General features: G+C 71.4%; 13 protein-coding genes and 2 pseudogenes. 2 read left to right on the top strand and 13 right to left on the bottom strand.

Annotated elements, in window-relative coordinates; translation table 11 throughout:
* Positions 1-31: 31 nt before the first annotated feature.
* A pseudogene (locus tag AC069T_RS08120) lies at positions 32-196 on the bottom strand (plasmid stabilization protein); the annotation flags it as partial.
* Positions 197-231: 35 nt separating this feature from the next.
* Here AC069T_RS08120 and AC069T_RS08115 point away from each other — a divergent pair.
* Positions 232-1,420, top strand: a pseudogene (locus tag AC069T_RS08115) (molybdopterin-dependent oxidoreductase); the annotation flags it as partial.
* 208 nt (positions 1,421-1,628) lie between these two features.
* On the opposite strand, the gene AC069T_RS08110 reads toward AC069T_RS08115, so the two are convergent.
* Complete coding sequence (locus AC069T_RS08110) at positions 1,629-3,275, bottom strand: glycoside hydrolase family 27 protein (RefSeq protein WP_478781925.1); 1,647 nt, start codon at positions 3,273-3,275, stop codon at positions 1,629-1,631.
* 408 nt (positions 3,276-3,683) lie between these two features.
* On the opposite strand from AC069T_RS08110, the gene AC069T_RS08105 reads away from it, so the two are divergent.
* The gene (locus tag AC069T_RS08105; protein ID WP_478781924.1) at positions 3,684-5,105 is read left to right on the top strand and encodes a non-reducing end alpha-L-arabinofuranosidase family hydrolase; all 1,422 of its coding nucleotides are present in this window, start codon (positions 3,684-3,686) and stop codon (positions 5,103-5,105) included.
* 62 nt (positions 5,106-5,167) lie between these two features.
* Here AC069T_RS08105 and AC069T_RS08100 read toward each other — a convergent pair whose 3' ends face one another.
* From AC069T_RS08100 to AC069T_RS08050, 11 genes are read right to left on the bottom strand one after another with little or no spacing between them, the layout of a single operon-like run.
* Positions 5,168-6,412 (bottom strand): lytic murein transglycosylase, encoded by a 1,245-nt coding sequence (locus AC069T_RS08100; protein ID WP_478781923.1) that lies wholly within the window; start codon positions 6,410-6,412, stop codon positions 5,168-5,170.
* Between the two features lie 43 nt (positions 6,413-6,455).
* Positions 6,456-7,256, bottom strand: a complete 801-nt coding sequence (locus AC069T_RS08095) for a hypothetical protein (protein WP_478781922.1) — start codon at positions 7,254-7,256, stop codon at positions 6,456-6,458.
* 47 nt (positions 7,257-7,303) lie between these two features.
* Positions 7,304-7,843 (bottom strand): hypothetical protein, encoded by a 540-nt coding sequence (locus tag AC069T_RS08090; RefSeq protein WP_478781921.1) that lies wholly within the window; start codon positions 7,841-7,843, stop codon positions 7,304-7,306.
* A gap of 26 nt (positions 7,844-7,869) precedes the next feature.
* Positions 7,870-8,625, bottom strand: a complete 756-nt coding sequence (locus AC069T_RS08085) for a hypothetical protein (RefSeq protein WP_478781920.1) — start codon at positions 8,623-8,625, stop codon at positions 7,870-7,872.
* A complete protein-coding gene (locus AC069T_RS08080; RefSeq protein ID WP_478781919.1) occupies positions 8,622-9,161 on the bottom strand; it encodes a hypothetical protein in 540 nt (179 codons plus the stop codon). Before AC069T_RS08080 ends, AC069T_RS08085 begins: the two co-directional genes overlap by 4 nt.
* Positions 9,158-10,456: an MCE family protein gene (locus AC069T_RS08075; protein WP_478781918.1), complete on the bottom strand. Its 1,299-nt coding sequence runs from the start codon at positions 10,454-10,456 to the stop codon at positions 9,158-9,160. The genes AC069T_RS08080 and AC069T_RS08075 overlap by 4 nt, the downstream gene beginning before the upstream one ends.
* Positions 10,453-11,703: an MCE family protein gene (locus tag AC069T_RS08070; RefSeq protein WP_478782089.1), complete on the bottom strand. Its 1,251-nt coding sequence runs from the start codon at positions 11,701-11,703 to the stop codon at positions 10,453-10,455. Before AC069T_RS08070 ends, AC069T_RS08075 begins: the two co-directional genes overlap by 4 nt.
* Positions 11,703-12,722, bottom strand: a complete 1,020-nt coding sequence (locus AC069T_RS08065) for an MCE family protein (RefSeq protein ID WP_478781917.1) — start codon at positions 12,720-12,722, stop codon at positions 11,703-11,705. The genes AC069T_RS08070 and AC069T_RS08065 overlap by 1 nt, the downstream gene beginning before the upstream one ends.
* Positions 12,719-13,813 (bottom strand): MCE family protein, encoded by a 1,095-nt coding sequence (locus AC069T_RS08060; RefSeq protein ID WP_478781916.1) that lies wholly within the window; start codon positions 13,811-13,813, stop codon positions 12,719-12,721. The genes AC069T_RS08065 and AC069T_RS08060 overlap by 4 nt, the downstream gene beginning before the upstream one ends.
* On the bottom strand, positions 13,810-14,868 hold the full coding sequence (locus AC069T_RS08055) for an MCE family protein (protein WP_478781915.1): 1,059 nt from the start codon (positions 14,866-14,868) through the stop codon (positions 13,810-13,812). The genes AC069T_RS08060 and AC069T_RS08055 overlap by 4 nt, the downstream gene beginning before the upstream one ends.
* Positions 14,865-16,073, bottom strand: a complete 1,209-nt coding sequence (locus tag AC069T_RS08050; RefSeq protein WP_478782088.1) for an MCE family protein — start codon at positions 16,071-16,073, stop codon at positions 14,865-14,867. Before AC069T_RS08050 ends, AC069T_RS08055 begins: the two co-directional genes overlap by 4 nt.
* Positions 16,074-16,128: the final 55 nt, after the last annotated feature.

The following is a 16,128-nucleotide window of genomic DNA, read 5'->3' as shown; positions in this document are numbered from 1 at the left end:
GGGCCGGGCGCCCACATCGTAAGGCGGGCGGTCAGCGGCCGAGAGCCTTGGCCAGTTCCTGCTTGTTCATCGAGGAGCGGCCGTCGACACCGCGCTTCTTCGCCTCTGCGTACAGCTGGTCCCTCGTCGGCCCCTGGGCGCCGCTGTGGGAGCGCTCGCCGCCGCGCTGCGGAGCGGACTTCTTGTCCCGGGTGGTATACGCACCTCGCGGCGGGGGTCGAACCGTGCCAGGTGTCGTGATGGGTACAGGCGGCGTCAATCCTCCATTCGGACGGCGACGCCATGGACATCGCCGTCGTGGACGGCCGCATGGCAGGGGTACGAGGCAGGGCGGACGACCGCGTCAACCGGGGCAGGCTGGGGCCCAAAGATCTCTTCGGCTGGCAGGCCAACACCTCCTCCGACCGTCTGACCAGGCCGCTCGTCCGCCGGAACGGCCGTCTGGTGGAGTCGGACTGGGACAGCGCCATGGAGTCGATCGCGGCCCGCTCACGGGACCTGCCGGCAGAGCGCGGCCCCGGCTCTACACCAGCGGGCAGTTGTTCCTGGAGGAGTACTACACGCTCGCGGTGCTTGCCCGGGCCGGCATCGGCACCAACCACCTGGACGGCAACACCCGCCTGTGCACCGCCACCGCCGCCGAGGCACTGAAGGAGTCCTTCGGCTGCGACGGACAGCCCGGCAGCTACGACGACATCGACCACGCCGACGTCATCGCGCTGTTCGGGCCACAACATCGCCGAGACCCAACCCATGCAGTGGATGCGAATCCTGGACCGGCTGGCAGGCCAGGACCCGCCCAGGCTGCTCTGTGTCGATCCGCGCCCCACGCAGGTCGCCCGAAACGCGACCGTGCACCTGGCTCCCCGCAGCGGTACGAACGTGGCACTCCTCAACGCCCTGCTTCACGAGATCATCCGAACCGGCCGCATCGACGGCCACTACATCGCGCAGCACACGGTCGGCTTCGACGGCCTTGCCTCTCAGGTGGCGCAGTGCACCCCCGAGTGGGCGGCGCGGATCTGCGACGTACCGGCTGCGCGGATCCGCGAGGCCACGGAGCTGATCGGTTCCGCCGAACGGCTCCTGTCCACGGTGCTGCAGGGGGTGTACCAGTCCCATCAGGCCACCGGCGCGGCCGTGCAGTTCAACAACCTGCACCTGCTCCGCGGAATGATCGGACGGCCGGGCGCCGGCATCCTGCAGATGAACGGGCAACCCACCGCCCAGAACACCCGCGAATGCGGCGCCAACGGGGACCTGCCAGGATTCCGGAAGTGGCAGAACGACAGCCATGTGGCCGACCTGGCGCGGGTGTAGAACGCCTGTTCCTGACCGAGACCGCCCAGTTGGCTGATGTGGTGCTGCCAGCGGCGACATGGGGGAGAAGACCGGGACCCTGACCAACGCCGACCGCACGTCCTGTTCAGGGGCCGGCACTCGTTCCCGGTCCTCGCGTGCGGACCGTCGGCCGTGGCGTTCCGGTGCCGGCCGTCAGGGTGTGGAACTCACGCCCGAGCCGGGCCGCACCGGCCGGCGGTTCCGGGCCGCCGTGCTCGGGTACGAGTACCGCTTCTGCGGCCTCGGCGGCCGCGAGGTGCCGGCCGTGGTCGTCGCCCGGCCGTCCGTCATGCGCGGGGCCACCGTTGGCCGGTCTGGCCGTTGCAGGTCCACAGGACCAGAGGGGTCCCGTTCGCGGTGCGCGCCCCGTCGGTGTCGAGGCACAGCCCGGCGTGGACGTTGCGGATCGTCCCGTCGGAGCCGAGGGTCCACCTCTGGTTGTCCTGGCCGTTGCAGGGCCAGGTGATGACACGGGTGCCGTTGGTGGTGCCCTGGTCAGAGGCGTCCAGGCACTTGTCGCCGTAGACCCGGATCTCGCCGCCCGCCCAGGTGGTCCACAGCTGGTTGGCGGCCGTGTGGCAGTCCCAGAGCAGTACGGTGGCCCCGGCGGCCGTGGAGGCGTTGTCCACATCCACGCAGCGGCCGGACGTGCTGCCCCGCAGACGCGAGGTGGCGGCGGTCAGCGGGGTGCCACCGGTCACCCGGAACGTGGCCACGCCGTGCGCGGGGACGCTCGCGGAGATCGGCCCGGACGAGCTCGACGTGCCGCCGTTCCACAGGTCCGTGAGGGTGAAAGGCCCGCCGGACAGGCCGACTTGAGCGGCCGTCGTGGTGACCGTCGCGGTGCCGGCGCCCCGGTTGAACAGGCTCACGGCGACCGAACCGTCCGACAGGGGCTTGGCGAACACCTCGGTGGCACCGTCGTCGCGCACCCTGCGTCCGCCCGCGCCCAGCGCATCCTGGTTCACCGCCAGCAGCCGGGGGTTGCGCAGGATCGCGCTCACGTCGGCGGACATGGTGCGGATGTCGTTGCCGGCCATGAGCGGGGCACCCAGCAGCGCCCACAGGGCGAAGTGCGAACGGGACTCGGTCGTCGACAGGCCGGGGCGGCCGACGACCAGCATGTCGGGGTCGTTCCAGTGTCCCGGGCCGGACTGCGCCGCCAGCGGCGCGGTGACGTCCAGGACGTTGCCGACGCCCATCGGATAGCTGTTGGTGTTGCCGTTCTGCCAGATGTCCAGCAGATCCTCGGTCGTCCGCCACAGGTCGGCGACCTCTCCCCAGTTGTAGGCGGCGCCGGTGATGGCGTGCAGGCTGTTGGGGTTGATGCTGTAGACGATCGGCCGCCCGGTGGCCCGCAGGGCGTCGCGCATGAGCGTGAACCGCGCGACCTGCTCGTCACGGGTACCGCTCGACGAACACCAGTCGTACTTCAGGTAGTCGACGCCCCAGGAGGCGAACGTGGCGGCGTCCTGCGCCTCGTGGCCCCTGCTGCCGGTGGACCCCGGATAACCGCCCGTGGCCTGCGCGCAGGTGCGCTCCCCGGGCACCTGGTAGATGCCGAACTTCAGCCGCTTGCCGTGGATGTAGTCCCCGAGCGCCTTCATCCCGCTCGGGAACTTGGCCGGATCGGCCCGCAGGTTGCCCGCCGCGTCGCGCTGCGGGTCGAACCAGCAGTCGTCGACCACGACGTACCGGTAGCCGGCGTCGCGCATCCCCGAGGACACCATCGCGTCGGCGGCCTGGCGGACCTGGGCCTCGGTGATCGAGCACCCGAAGCTGTTCCAGCTGTTCCACCCCAGCGGCGGGGTGAGCGCCGGGCTGCCCGGCGCGGCCGTGGCGGTGGAGTGGGAGGAGGCGGTCACGGACGCGGCGACCGTCAGTACGGCGGTCGCGAGGAGACGGAGCAGTCGTCCGCCTGTTCGTCTGGGCACCTTGGCTCCTTTTCCCGGGGAATCGCCCGAGAGGGTTCGAAATTTCGGACACCGTTCGGAAATCTGGTGTCACGGATGGTAGGCGCGGGGTCGGCTGTGTCAACACCGCCCGGGGAAACGGCCTCGCTCCGGCGCCAAATGCCGGTCCGACTCGGCCATTTGACGGCTCGGCCTGCGTCGCGTCCTCCACGGAGTCCTGCGAATGTTTCGACGCTTCTCGCGATTCTTGCGAGAGGTATTGACGTCGGCCACCGGTTCCCTATCGTTCTGGTTGCTCGATGTGCCGACCGCCTTTCGATATCTCGAACGCGGCGATCCCGGGCGACCGTACGCCGCACCACACCGACAGTCCGGACAACCTCTGACGAGGCCAACCGGAACCACTTACTCGAGGTTTGGGAAGTCTTCATGCGCAGAGGAAGTTTCAGTCGCGGGCGGCTGTCCGTGGTGCTCGCCGCCGCGGTCGCGGTCCTGGTCGCGCTGGCGGCGTTGCTCGTCGCCAACCCGGCTCAGGCGGCCACCAGTGGCGCCTTACGCGGTGTCGGTTCGGGCCGGTGTCTCGACGTGCCGGACGCGGGCCAGACCAACGGCACGTACCTGCAGATCTACGACTGCTGGGGCGGGGCCAACCAGCAGTGGACGCTGACGGACGGCAACCAGCTCACCGTGTACGGCAACAAGTGCCTGGATGTTCCGGGCCACGCCACCACGGCCGGTACCCGGGTGCAGATCTGGACGTGTTCCGGCGGTGCAAACCAGCAGTGGCGGGTGAACTCCGACGGCACGGTCGTCGGTGTGGAGTCCGGGCTGTGCCTGGAGGTCACGGGCACCGGTACGGCCAACGGCACGGCGGTGGAGATCTGGACGTGCAACGGCGGCAGCAACCAGAAGTGGACCGGCCTGTCCGGGACGACCCCGCCCGGCACGTGCGCGCTTCCTTCGACCTACCGCTGGACGTCGACGGGTGTCCTGGCGCAGCCGGCGAACGGGTGGGCCTCGCTGAAGGACTTCACCAGCGTGGTGCACAACGGCAAGCACCTGGTCTACGCGTCGAACGTGTCGGGATCGTCGTACGGCTCGATGATGTTCGGGCCCTTCACGAACTGGTCGGACATGGCGTCGGCCGGTCAGACCGGGATGAGCCAGGCGGCGGTGGCGCCCACGCTGTTCTACTTCGCGCCCAAGAACATCTGGGTGCTGGCGTACCAGTGGGGTGCGTCGCCCTTCGTCTACCGCACGTCGAGCGACCCCACCAACCCGAACGGCTGGTCCTCGCCGCAGCCGCTGTTCACCGGCAGCATCTCCGGCTCCGGCACCGGCCCGATCGACCAGACCCTGATCGCCGACGGGCAGAACATGTACCTGTTCTTCGCCGGTGACAACGGCAAGATCTACCGGGCGAGCATGCCGATCGGGAACTTCCCGGGGAGCTTCGGCTCGTCGTACACGACGGTCATGAGCGACACGACGAACAACCTGTTCGAGGCGGTGCAGGTGTACAAGGTCCAGGGCCAGAACCAGTACCTCATGATCGTTGAGGCGATGGGTGCGAACGGGCGCTACTTCCGCTCGTTCACGGCTTCCAGTCTGAGCGGTTCGTGGACCCCGCAGGCCGCCGCCGAGAGCAACCCCTTCGCCGGCAAGGCCAACAGCGGCGCCACCTGGACCAACGACATCAGCCACGGTGACCTGGTCCGCAACAACCCCGACCAGACCATGACCGTCGACCCCTGCAACCTGCAGTTCCTCTACCAGGGCAAGTCACCCACCGCCAGCGGCCCCTACGACCAACTGCCGTGGCGGCCGGGTGTCCTGACCCTGCAGCGCTGACCTTCCCGGTCCCCGGCGGCCGCGATGCCCGTGCGGTCCGCCGGGGGTCCGGGCGAGCGGTGTCAGCGCGCAGGTCCCGCCTCCGCCGTCTCCGCCGCTGCTGTCGCGCTCGGCGACGGAGACTGCGTGGGTGAGGGGGTGGTGCCCGGGCAGGTCGGGCCGGGCTCGGGAGCCGAGGGACCGGGGCTCGGGGCCGTCGTGGCCGTCGGGCAGTCCGTCGGCGGGGTCGATTCCCCCGGATCCGTGGGCGTGCCCGTGTCCGTCGGGCCGGGCGTGGGGGAGGGGGACCCGGCGGGCGGCGTCGGCCTGGTCGTCGGGCCGTGCGTCCCGCTCGGCGACGGTGTCGGCCGGGGCGTGGGGCTCGGACTGCCGGACTCCGACGGGTCGGGACCGACGACGATGCCACCGCCGTCCGAACCGTCGTCGACCGGCTTGGTCGCGGGTGTCCTGCCGCCCGCACCCGGGCTGCGCGGCACGACCCCCTTGCCGTCGGGCACCGTGTGCGCGCCTGTGCGGTAGAAGGCGAACCACTGCCGCACGGTCCGCAGATACGCGTCGGAGTGGTTGTAACCGAGTACGGCGGCGTCGAGGTCGCCGGCGCGCGAGAGGTCGCGGCTTCCGGCGCACAGGTAGTGCCCGGCGGCCAGTGCCGCGTCGAAGACGTTGCTCGGGTCGCGGACGCCGTCGTGGTTGCCGTCGGCACCCCAGTGGTGCCAGGTCGATGGCAGGAACTGCATCGGACCCACCGCCCGGTCGTACACCGTGTCCCCGTCCAGGGACCCGCCGTCGCTGTCACGGATCAGCGCGAACCCGACGCCGTCGAGCGCCGGGCCGGCGATCCGCCCGCGCGTGGTGCCATCGGCCGTGACGGCACCGCCCCCGGCGTGTCCCGACTCCACCTTGCCGATCGCGGCGAGCAGTTCCCAGGGCAGCCGGCAGCCCGGGTCCGTCCGGGCCACCGCGGTCTCGGCCGCCCGGTAGGCACGTAAGACCGTCGCCGGGATGCCCGACTGGGCGACGTAGGCGGCCGGGAGCCGGACCGACGTGGGCAGGTCCGGGCTGACCAGCGGGGGGAGTTCCGTGTGGTAGGAACCGTCGCCCGACCCGCCGGTCCCGGGTGCCGCGGACCCCGTCCGGGCGGGGCCGTCCTGATCGGCGGCGGGCGCGGCCCGGTGCTCCGTGCCGCCGCTCACGGCCTCGGGAGCGCGGGAAGCGGTGAGGACCGCCAGTGCCGCGACGGCGATCGCGGTCGTCCGCACACCCTTGCGGGTACGGACGGACGGACGTGGCAGACGCAGTGCGGACATCTCAAGCTCCTGTCGATGGGGGAGAGCCGACCGGCGCGCGGTGTCAGCGGCCGAACGTGTCGATGCCGGAGACCAGCCACCGTCCGTCGTGGCGCACCACGTCCACGGCGAGCACGGCACCCGCGTACGTGCCCCGGTCGTCGGTCTTGGCGCTCTTGGCGGCGGTGCTGACGCTGCTCTGGTCGGCGTAGACGAGGACCCGGGCACGGTCGCCGTCGATCCGTTCCACACCGCTGTCGGTGACCGTCGTCGTGATCACGGCCTTCTGCTCGGCCGCGCGGTCGCGCACCTTTGCGAAGAGGTCACGGTGCTGCGCGACGGCCCTTCCGGTGAGCAGCTTGCGGGCGGCCTCGTCGAAGGCGGCCGGGTCGGCGTGGTCGTACGAGAAGAGCGCGGCCACCGCGCGCGTGGTCTGGCCCTTGATCTCGCTGGTGGCGGCGCTGTCGGTGAGCGCCGTGTTCTGGCGTGCGGGCTGCTCCCGCAGTGTGTCGGCCCGGGAGTGCGCCCACCCCGCGAAGCCGCCGAGCAGCAGCGTCAGTACACACAGGGCGCCCACGGCGTAGGGGGTGCGGCGCGGACGGTCCGTGGTGTCCGTGAGCTTGTCCGGGGCGTCGTCGGCATCCGGCCCGGTGTCCTGGCGGGGTGCGGTGCCGACGGTGGTGAGGGAGCGGAGCGGGACCCGGAGGGACCGGCGTGCGCCCTCGTTCGCCGGCCTCGGCGGGTCCTGCGTGACGGTGCCCGCTGCGGGGGTGGCCGCGGAGCCGGACTCCGTGGCGGTACGGGGCCGGTCGGCGCGGGCCTGGCGGCGGCGCTGGAGGTTGATGTGGTGCCGGGTGCTGGACATGGTGCGCGGGTCCTCTCGGTGCGGCCGGGTGACGGGGCGGGCGGGGCTCAGTCGCTCGCCGCCGAACCCACGGGTGCCTGGCCGAGGTCGCTGAGTTTCCACCGGCCGCCCGTGCGGGTGAGTTCACCGAGCATGCGGCTGTCCTTGTCGGTGCTGCCGGTCGAGGCCCGGACGGTGACGCGCAGGGCGACCAGGACGCGGGCGCGGCCCGCACGTTCGTCGAGTTCGGTGACGGCGCCGGACAGCACGCGTGCGGTGGTGATCGTCCCGGCGGCCTTCACCTGCTTGGCGAACGCGGCACGCCCGTCGACGAGTTGGTCGTGCAGGTCACCGGTGGTCGAGGACTCCCACAGGTCCAGGCCGTCGTCCACCTTGCGGTGGTCGAGGGTGTTGAGGTTCTGCACGGCCTGTTCGCCCGCCGTCAGTGCCTGGTCGCGCTGGACCGCGTAGGCGGCGGAGTCGTCGTGCGCGGCCCGGTACCAGTCGGTGCCGGCCCACGCGGCGGTGCCTCCGGCCGCCAGAGCGAGGGCGAGGGCCGCGGCGGGCACGGCCCGCCGTCCCGTCAGGGCCCGTACCGGGTTTCTCATCAGGTGCTCCCGTCTCGCGCTGGGGGTCAGCGGGTCTGGATGTCGGCGATGCGCCAGCGGTCGTTCTCGAAGCGGGCCGTGACGGTCAGTTGGGCGGCCGCGTGGCTTTCCTTCGCGTCGCCGCGTCGTGAAATCTGGTCGAGGAAGACGAGCAGCTTCGCCGTTCCGTCGTGCAGGTCGACCACGCCGGTGCGGACCGCGACCGTGGTCAGGCTGACCTTCTGCCCGGCCAGATCCGACCGGACCCGGTCGAACAGCTCCCCGTACTGCCGGGCGGCCCGCCCCGTGAGCACCGAACGTGCCGACTCCTCGGTCGCGTCGGTGCCCTTCGGGGTGTACGAGAAGATCCGTGCCAGGGCGTTGTCGACATCACCGGCGACACGGTTGGTGGCCTCGGTGTCCGTGAGGGCACGGTTCTCGGCGGACGGCGTGGACCGGACCCGGTGGGCCTCGTACAGGAACCCGGCGCCGGTCACGAGCAGGACGACGGCCAGCGCGATGAGAGCGATCCCGCGCCGGCCGGCTGCGAGACCGGCACGCCGGACGTCGTCGGGTTCCCCGGGCGTGTCACCCCCGTCGTCGCTCTCCTGGTGTTCCGCCGCGTCGGACCTGGGGCTGGGGGTGTCCGCCGCGGACGAGGACCGCGGGGTGTCTGCTGCGGACGTGGCCCCGGGGGTGTCCGCCGCGGACGTGGCTTTCGAGGGTTCGTCCGCGACGGTGGCCGCCGCGTCCTCGGCGTTCTCCCGCGATGCGGTCCGGGCTCCGCCCCACAGCCGGTTCACCGCGTACCCCCCTTCCTCGGGGCGGGCGACTCGCTCGTGCCGTCGCCCGGCTGCGGGACGGCGCCGAGGGCCCGCACCCGCCACCGTCCGTCGCCGTCACGTGCCAGGACGGCCTCCAGCCGCTTGCGTTCCGGGGTGGCGGTCCTCGACCCGACGGGCGTGACGTCGACCCGTACCGTCGCGATCAGCTTCGCCGTGCCCGCCCGGGTGTCGAGCGCGGTGACGGCGGCTTCCGTGACGGTGCCGCGTGCCGAGGGCCCCTGCCGCGCGCGGGTGGTGCCCAGTTCGTCGCGCAGGGGTCCCGTGGCGACGGTCCGCCATGCTCGTACGCCGACCTCGGCGCGTTTCTGCGTCGAGGCGTCGAGGGTGTTCAGTACGGCGAGAGCATGCCGTCCGTCGGCCAGCGCGGTGTCCCGTGCCCGCCCGTAGGCGAGGGTGTCGTCGCTCCGGGCCTGGGCGTACGTCCATGCCCCCGTGGCGCAGAAGGCCAGGGCCAGGGCCAGCCCCGCGCCGGCCAGCGCGCGGGCCCGCCTCATCGGTCGCCCCCGGTGTGGAGGCCCAGGAGGCCGGCCATGCCGCTCGGTGAGGTGTCACCCGCGTCGGGCAGGGCCAGGGCGCCGGGCAGTGCCGCGGAGGTGTTCCGCGATGTGCCCCGCGCCGTCGCAGAGGGTGCCGAGGAACCCGACGGCAGCGAACCGGGCCGGGCCGGTGCCGGTACGCCGCCCCCGCTCGGCGCGTTCGCCGAGCCGCGGACGTTGACGCCGCTCGACGCGGAAGCGGTGCAGGACGCGCCGGTGTTGAGCGCGGGAGCCGTCCCCAGGTCGAGCCCGTTGCGGTAGCGGGTGGCGCCGTAGCCCTCCGTGCAGGGCAGTGGCTCGAAGAACGTCAGCGCCAGACCGAGGTTGAGCTTTCCCCCGTCGACGGCGGTGGCGCCGGCGGCGACCGCCGCCGGGTATTTCACCAGGAGTTCCTCGACGCCGCGCTGCCGGGTGACGGCGACCTGCGAGGTGGTCAGGAGATTGGCCAGGACCACGCCGAGGCTCGGATCGACGTCCCGCAGCAATCCGCTGACCTGGGCCGTGGCGTCCGGAGCGGTGGCCAGCAGCCGACGCAGGTCGGTGTCCGAACCCTTGAGGGCGCGGGCCAGCTCGACCGCCCCGGATCCGAAGTCCCGGATCGCGTCGCCCTCCTCGGCCTGGGTCCGCAGGACCGTCTCCGAGTCGGTGATGAGCCGCGTCGTGGCCGGCAGCGCGTCGTCGGCGGCGTCGACGAACGAGGTGCTGCTGTCCAGCAGCACCTCCAGGTCGTCGCCCCGGCCCTCGAAGGCCTTGCCGAACTCGTCGACCACCGTGCGCAGATCGTCCAGCGGCACCGACCTGACGAGGTCGTCGACGCTGGTGAGGACGTCCGTCACGGGCGCCGGAACCCGGGTGTCCGCGCGGTCCACGTGGGAGCCGTCCGCGAGATAGGGACCGGCGTCGCCGGCCGGCCGCAGATCGATGTACTGCTCGCCGACCGCCGACAGGCTCGCCACCACGGCCTTGGTGTCCGCGGGGATCCGGGGTGCGGACTTCTTGATGCGCAGCTGCGCCACCACTCCGTCCTCGGTCAGCTCCAACGGCCCGACCCTTCCCACCGACACGCCGCGGTAGGTGACGTCGGAGTGCGTGAACAGGCCGCCGGTGGACGGGAGTTCGACGTCCACCGTGTAGTAGTCGGCGACTCCGACGTACCGGCCGAGGTCGGCGTACCGGATGCCGAGGAATCCGAGCACGGTGACGGACAGGGCGAGAAAGGCGATGTTCTTCAACCAGACGGCCCGAGTGATCACCGGTCCTCACCTCCCGCGGTGGCCGTGGCCCGGCCGGGGCTCGACCGCACGGTGCTGACCGACGGCAGCGGCAGCGGTGACGCCTTGCGCGCGGATGGCTCCGACGACGCGTCGGGCGGGCCGGCCGTGGGGGACGGGGTGGGCGAGGGCGACGACTGTGCGGGGATCAGCGGTGGAATGACGACCGTGCCCCTGGGCGCGGTCATCGTCAGATAGACGTTCAGGTAGTCGCCCTTCACCCCGCTGAGCACCTCGTCGGTGAACGGGTACGTCAGCAGGACCTCCAGCGAGTCGGGCAGGTCGGTCCCCGCGTCGGCCAGTGCCTTCAGACTGGGGGCGATGGCCTTGAGATCGGCGATCATGTCGTCCTTGCTCGCGTTGACGGTGGAGACGGCGGTGTCGGACAGCGTGTCGAGCGAGCGCAGCATGGTCAGCAGGGAGCCGCGCTGGTGCTCCAGCGTCTTGAGGCCGGGGGAGAGGTCGGTCAGGACGGTGCTGACGTCTTCCTTGCGTGTGGCGAGGGTCGATGCCAGCCGGTTGACGCCGTCGAGTGCGCCGGTGATGTCGCCCCGGTGCCTGTCCAGTTCGGTGACCAGCTTGTCGACCCGTTTCAGGGTCGACCGGATCTGTGGCTCGCGGCCTCCGAGTGCGGAGTTCAGCTCGGTGGTGATCGTCTTCAGCTGGTTGACGCCGCCGCCGTTGAGCAGCAGGGACAGTGCGCCGAACACCTCCTCGACCTCGGTGTTGCGGTTGGTGCGCGAGGCGGGGATGACACTTCCGTCGGCGAGCCGTCCCGTGGCGCCCGACTTCGGCGGCGCCACGAGCTGGATGTACTTCTCGCCGAGCAGGCTGGACTGCTCCAGCCGGGCGCCGGCGTTCGCGGGCAGTCGTACCGACCCGTTGATCTCCAGGGTGACGCGCGCCGACCAGTTGTCGTTCAGCTCGATCCGGGTGACGCGGCCGACGGCGACGTCGTCGACCTTCACCGCGGCCTGGGGGACCAGGCTCAGTACGTCGTCCAGGTCCGCGGTGACGCGGTACGGGTGGGAGCCCAGGTCGGCGCCTCCGGGCAGCGGCACGTTCTCGATGCCGTCGAAGCCGGGCAGCACCACCACGGCGGCCCCGACGGTCAGCACGAGGCCGATGCCGACGGCGATGAGACCACGCAGGCTGGAGCCGGTGACGACGCCCGCGCTGCTCGCGCCGCGGCTGACCGCCGCCGAGTCCTCACGTGTCTTTCTGCGCATCATCGGCTCGCTCCCCCCGCCGAGGACGACGCGGCGCCGTCGCCTGCGACCGGCAGCGGCAGCACGCTGATCTCGTTGAGGTCGGCGCGTCCGTTGAGCCGGCGCGTGTCCGGGTCGTAGGCGGCCACCAGGTTGCCCGCGGCGAGCGGCGCCACGTCCATGGCCTCCGCCAGGGACGCCCGCTGCCTCACGAGCGCCTGGGTGATGGGCACGAGCTTGTCCACGTTCTTCTTCAGCTCGCCCCGGTTGTCCTTGATGAAGGTTTTGACCTGGCCGAGGGCGATGCCGAGTTCCTTCAGCGCGTCGGTCAGGTCGTCCTTGTTGTCGGCGAAGAAGCCGACGATCTCGTCGAGGCGTTCCTGGGCGGTACGGACCCCGGTGTCCTTCTTCTTCAGCATGGTCGTGAACGACTGGAGCTGGCTGAGGGTGGTGAACAGGTCGTCACTGCTGCCGTCCAGGGTCTTGGCCGCCTTGCCGAACTGCTCGACGGTGTCACCGATCGCGGCGCCGTTGCCGTCGAGGTTGGCGGCGCCGGTGGCGAGCAGCTTGTTCAGGGCCCCTTCGGAGTTCACACCCTCCGGGCCGAGTGTCCTGCTCAGCTCGGTGATCTGGTCGTAGAGCTGGTCGATCTCCATCGGCGTGCGGTTGCCGGCCGCGTCGAGCACGGCGTCGTCACCGAGGCGGGGTCCGGAGCGGTAGGCCGGGGTCAGCTGGACGTACCGGTCGGCGACGACGCTGGGCGCGACGACTACGGCGTGCGCGTCGACGGGCACGTGTACGCCCTCGTCGAGCTCGAGCCGTACCCGGACCTTGGTGCCCTGCGGATGCACGGACTCCACCTCACCGACGCGGACCCCGAGGATGCGCAGGTCCGAACCGGGGTACACACCGACGGCCCGGTCGAAGTAGGCGGTCAGCCGGATGCCGCCGGGGTCGTCGGCCAGCGTGGTGACGGTGAGGCCGCCGGCCAGCACCACCAGGGCGGCCCCGGCCGCGAGGAGTGTTCTGCGCCTGGTCATGACCGGCCCCCTCTTGTGGACGCGGACGACTGCCCGGCGCCCGTCGTCCGCGGCGGCACGCAGCCGGACTTCGGCCGGGACTGTTCGGGCAGGTACTCCGGCGGGACGACCCCGCACAGGTAGCTGTCGAACCAGTGACCGCTGCCCAGGGTGTTGCCGACGAGCCGGTAGTAGGGGCCGACGAGCGCCAGGGTCCGGTCGAGCTGGTCGCTGTTGGCCTCCAGCACCCCGGTCACCCGGCCGAGCGCCTTGAGGGTGGGGCCGAGCTGCTTGTCGTTGTCGTCGACGAGACCGCGCAGCTCCTTGCCGAGGTTGCGGCTGCCGGTCAGCAGCGCCTTGATGGCGTCGCGCCGGTCGGTCAGTTCACCGAGCAGCGGGCCGCCGTCGTCGATGAGCGTCTCGAAGCTCGACTTCTGGTCCTTGAGCGTCTTGGTGAACTTGTTGCTCCCCTTGAGCAGGTCCGCCAGCTTCTGGTCCCGCTTGGACACCGTCCTGGACAGCGCCGAGAGGCCGGTCGCGGCCTTGCGGACGTGCGCGGGCGAGTCGGCGAACGTCTGCGAGATCGTCTCGAAGCTGGCGGCGAGCTGCTTCGTGTCGATGTCGTCGATGGTTCCGCCGAGGTCCTGGAACGCCTGGGTGACGTCGTACGGGGAGGTGGTGCGGGACAGCGGGATCCGCACGTCGGGGCTCTGGCGGGACCCGCCGAGCGGGTCGAGGGCCACGTACTTGTCGCCCAGCAGCGTCTTGATGGCGATGGCGGCGGTCGTGCGGTCCCCGATCCAGGCGTCCTTCACGGCGAAGGTCACCTTGACCTTCGCCCCGTCGAGAGAGACGCCGGTGACCTCGCCGACCTTCACCCCGGCGATCCGCACCTCGTCACCGTCCCTGAGACCGGCCGCCTCGCTGAAGTCGGCGCTGTACGTGGTGCCGGACCCGATGAACGGCAGCTCCTGCACGTTGTAGGCGAGAAGGCCGAGGACGCTCAGCGCGGCCAGCCCGACGAGGGCCACGGCCACCGGGTTGCGTTCCTTCACGGGCTTGATCCGGGGCGCGCGTCGCGCGGGCCGGCGGCCCTGGACTTGCGCTGTCATGCGCCGCACCTCGGTTCCGTGACGGAGATCCCGGTGGGCGGCCTGGAGCCGTCGGAGGTCCGCACGCCGGTCACCTTCGCCTCGCACAGGTAGAGGTTGAACCAGGACCCGTACGACGAAAGCCGCGACAGCGTGGTCAGCTTCGCCGGGGTCCGGTTGAGGAAGTTCTCGATCTGGGGGGTGCCGTCGGCGAGGTTGTCCGAGAGCCGGCCGAGCTGCCTGATGTCCTGCTTGAGCGGTGCGCGGCCGTCCTGGAGCAGGTCGGCGGTGACCGTGGTCAGCGATCCCACGGCGGTGACGGCCCGGCCCAGCGGCTTGCGGTCGGCGTTGAAGCCGGAGACGAGCTCCTTCAGCGTCACGACGAGGTTGTCGAAGGAATTCTCGCGGTCGTTGAGGGTTTTCAGGACGGTGTTCAGGTTGGTGACGACCGCGCCGATCACCTTGTCCTTGGCGGCGACGGTGCTGCTGAGTGAGCCGATGTGCCGCATCAGGCTGTCGACGGTGCCGCCCTCGCCCTGGAGCACCTGGACGATGGATCCGGCCAGTTCGTTGACGTCCTTCGGGGACAGCCCCTCGAACAGCGGCTTGAACCCGTTGAAGAGCAGGGTCAGGTCGAGCGCGGGCGTGGTGCGGTTCAGCGGGATGGTGGAGTTCGCCGCGAGTGTCCCGGACAGGCCGCCGGTGCCGCGGTCGAGGGACACGTACCGCTGGCCGACCATGTTCAGGTACTTCACGGCCGCGGTCGTCGAGCGGGGCAGCGTCCGGTCCTCGCTCACGGTGAACGTGACCCGGGCGGTGCGGCGGTCGACGACACGGACGTCCGTGACCTCGCCGACCTTGACGCCGGAGATACGCACGCTGTCGCCGTCGACCAGCCCGGTGACGTCACTGAACAGTGCCCGGTACGTGCGGCCGGAGGAGCCGGCGCCGGTACCGGCGACGCTGTATCCGAGGAGCGTCGTGGCCAGCGCGGTGACCACGATGAAGATCAGCGACTTCAGGAGCGGCCCGGTCAGGGGGCGGCGTCTGATGTGCGCGTCGGAGGGGCGGGTCACTTCAGTGTCACCTCCGTTCCGCGCAGTACGGGGCCGACCAGCAGGCTGCTCCACTCGGGCAGGTCGCCGGCCTTCTTCCCGGCGGCCGGCGCGATGAGTTCGTTCACCAGCGCGTTCTCCTGGGGGGAGTTGGCCGGGCCGAGATCCTGTGCGACGTCGGCGGACACCGTGGCCGCGGGGCGGGCGGCCGCGCCGAGATACGGCACCGGGTAGCACTTCGGACCGCCGCCGGAGTCGTAGACGGGCGTGTCGCGGCCCGCGGTGTACGCGCCGCGGCTCGTCTCGGTGGTCACGTCCACGTGCAGCCCCGGCCGGTCGGTGCCCTTGCCGAGCGCCTTGTCCATCGCGGGGACGAACTCGGCGAGGGTGCGCAGCGTGCAGGGAAACTCCGAGGAGTACTCGGCCAGCAGCCGCAGCGTGGGACGGGACGTCGCGGAGAGCCGGATGATGTTGTCCTTGTTCTGCCGCAGGAAGGTGGTCACGTCCTCGGCGGTGCGGGTCGTCGCGCCGAAGGTCCGGGACAGGTCGCCCTCCTTCTCGGCGAGCGTGCCGCTCGTGGTGGTGAAGTCGGTGAGCGCCGTGATGATGTCCGGCGCCGCGTCGGCGTACACGTGGCTCACTTTCACGAGTTCCTTGAGATCCCTGTTGAGGGCGGGGAGCTGGGGGTTGAAGCGGGCCAGGTGCCGGCCGAGTTGGGAGAGGGTGGCGCCGAGCTGGTCGCCGCGCCCCTCCAGCGCCTGGGAGACGGCCGACAGGGTCTGGGACAGTTCGGCCGGTCGTACCGCCGTGAGCATCGGCAGGACATCGTCGAGCACCTGCTGGAGCTCGACGGCGCTGGCGGAGCGGTCCTGCCGGATGACGGCGCCCTCGGCCAGCGGCGTCGGGGAGGGTGCGGCCGGCGGTACGAGGGCGACGTAGCGTTCGCCGAACAGGGTGGTCGGCAGCATCTGCGCGCGCACGTCCGACGGGATGTCTGCGAGGACACCGGGCCGCAGGGCGATGCTGAGCCGGGCCCCGTCGCCCGCGGAGCTGATCTCGCGGACCTCGCCGACGACCACGCCGCGCAGTTTCACCTCGGCGCCCCGGTGCATCTCGTTGCCGACGCTGCCGGTCTCCACCGTGATCGGGTCGAAGTCCACGAACTTCTTGTCGTAGACGGCGATCGTGCCGTAGATCAGCAGCGCCGTCACCAGCGGGAACGCCAGGCCGGCCGAACGCCGCACCGCGGTGGACGAGCTCCGTCGGCGCCGCTTCGGCGGC

Source organism: Streptomyces sp. NPDC043867 (assembly GCF_056435845.1).
Note: the sequence above shows the minus strand (reverse complement) of the source record. Positions and strands in the feature narration are given on the sequence as shown.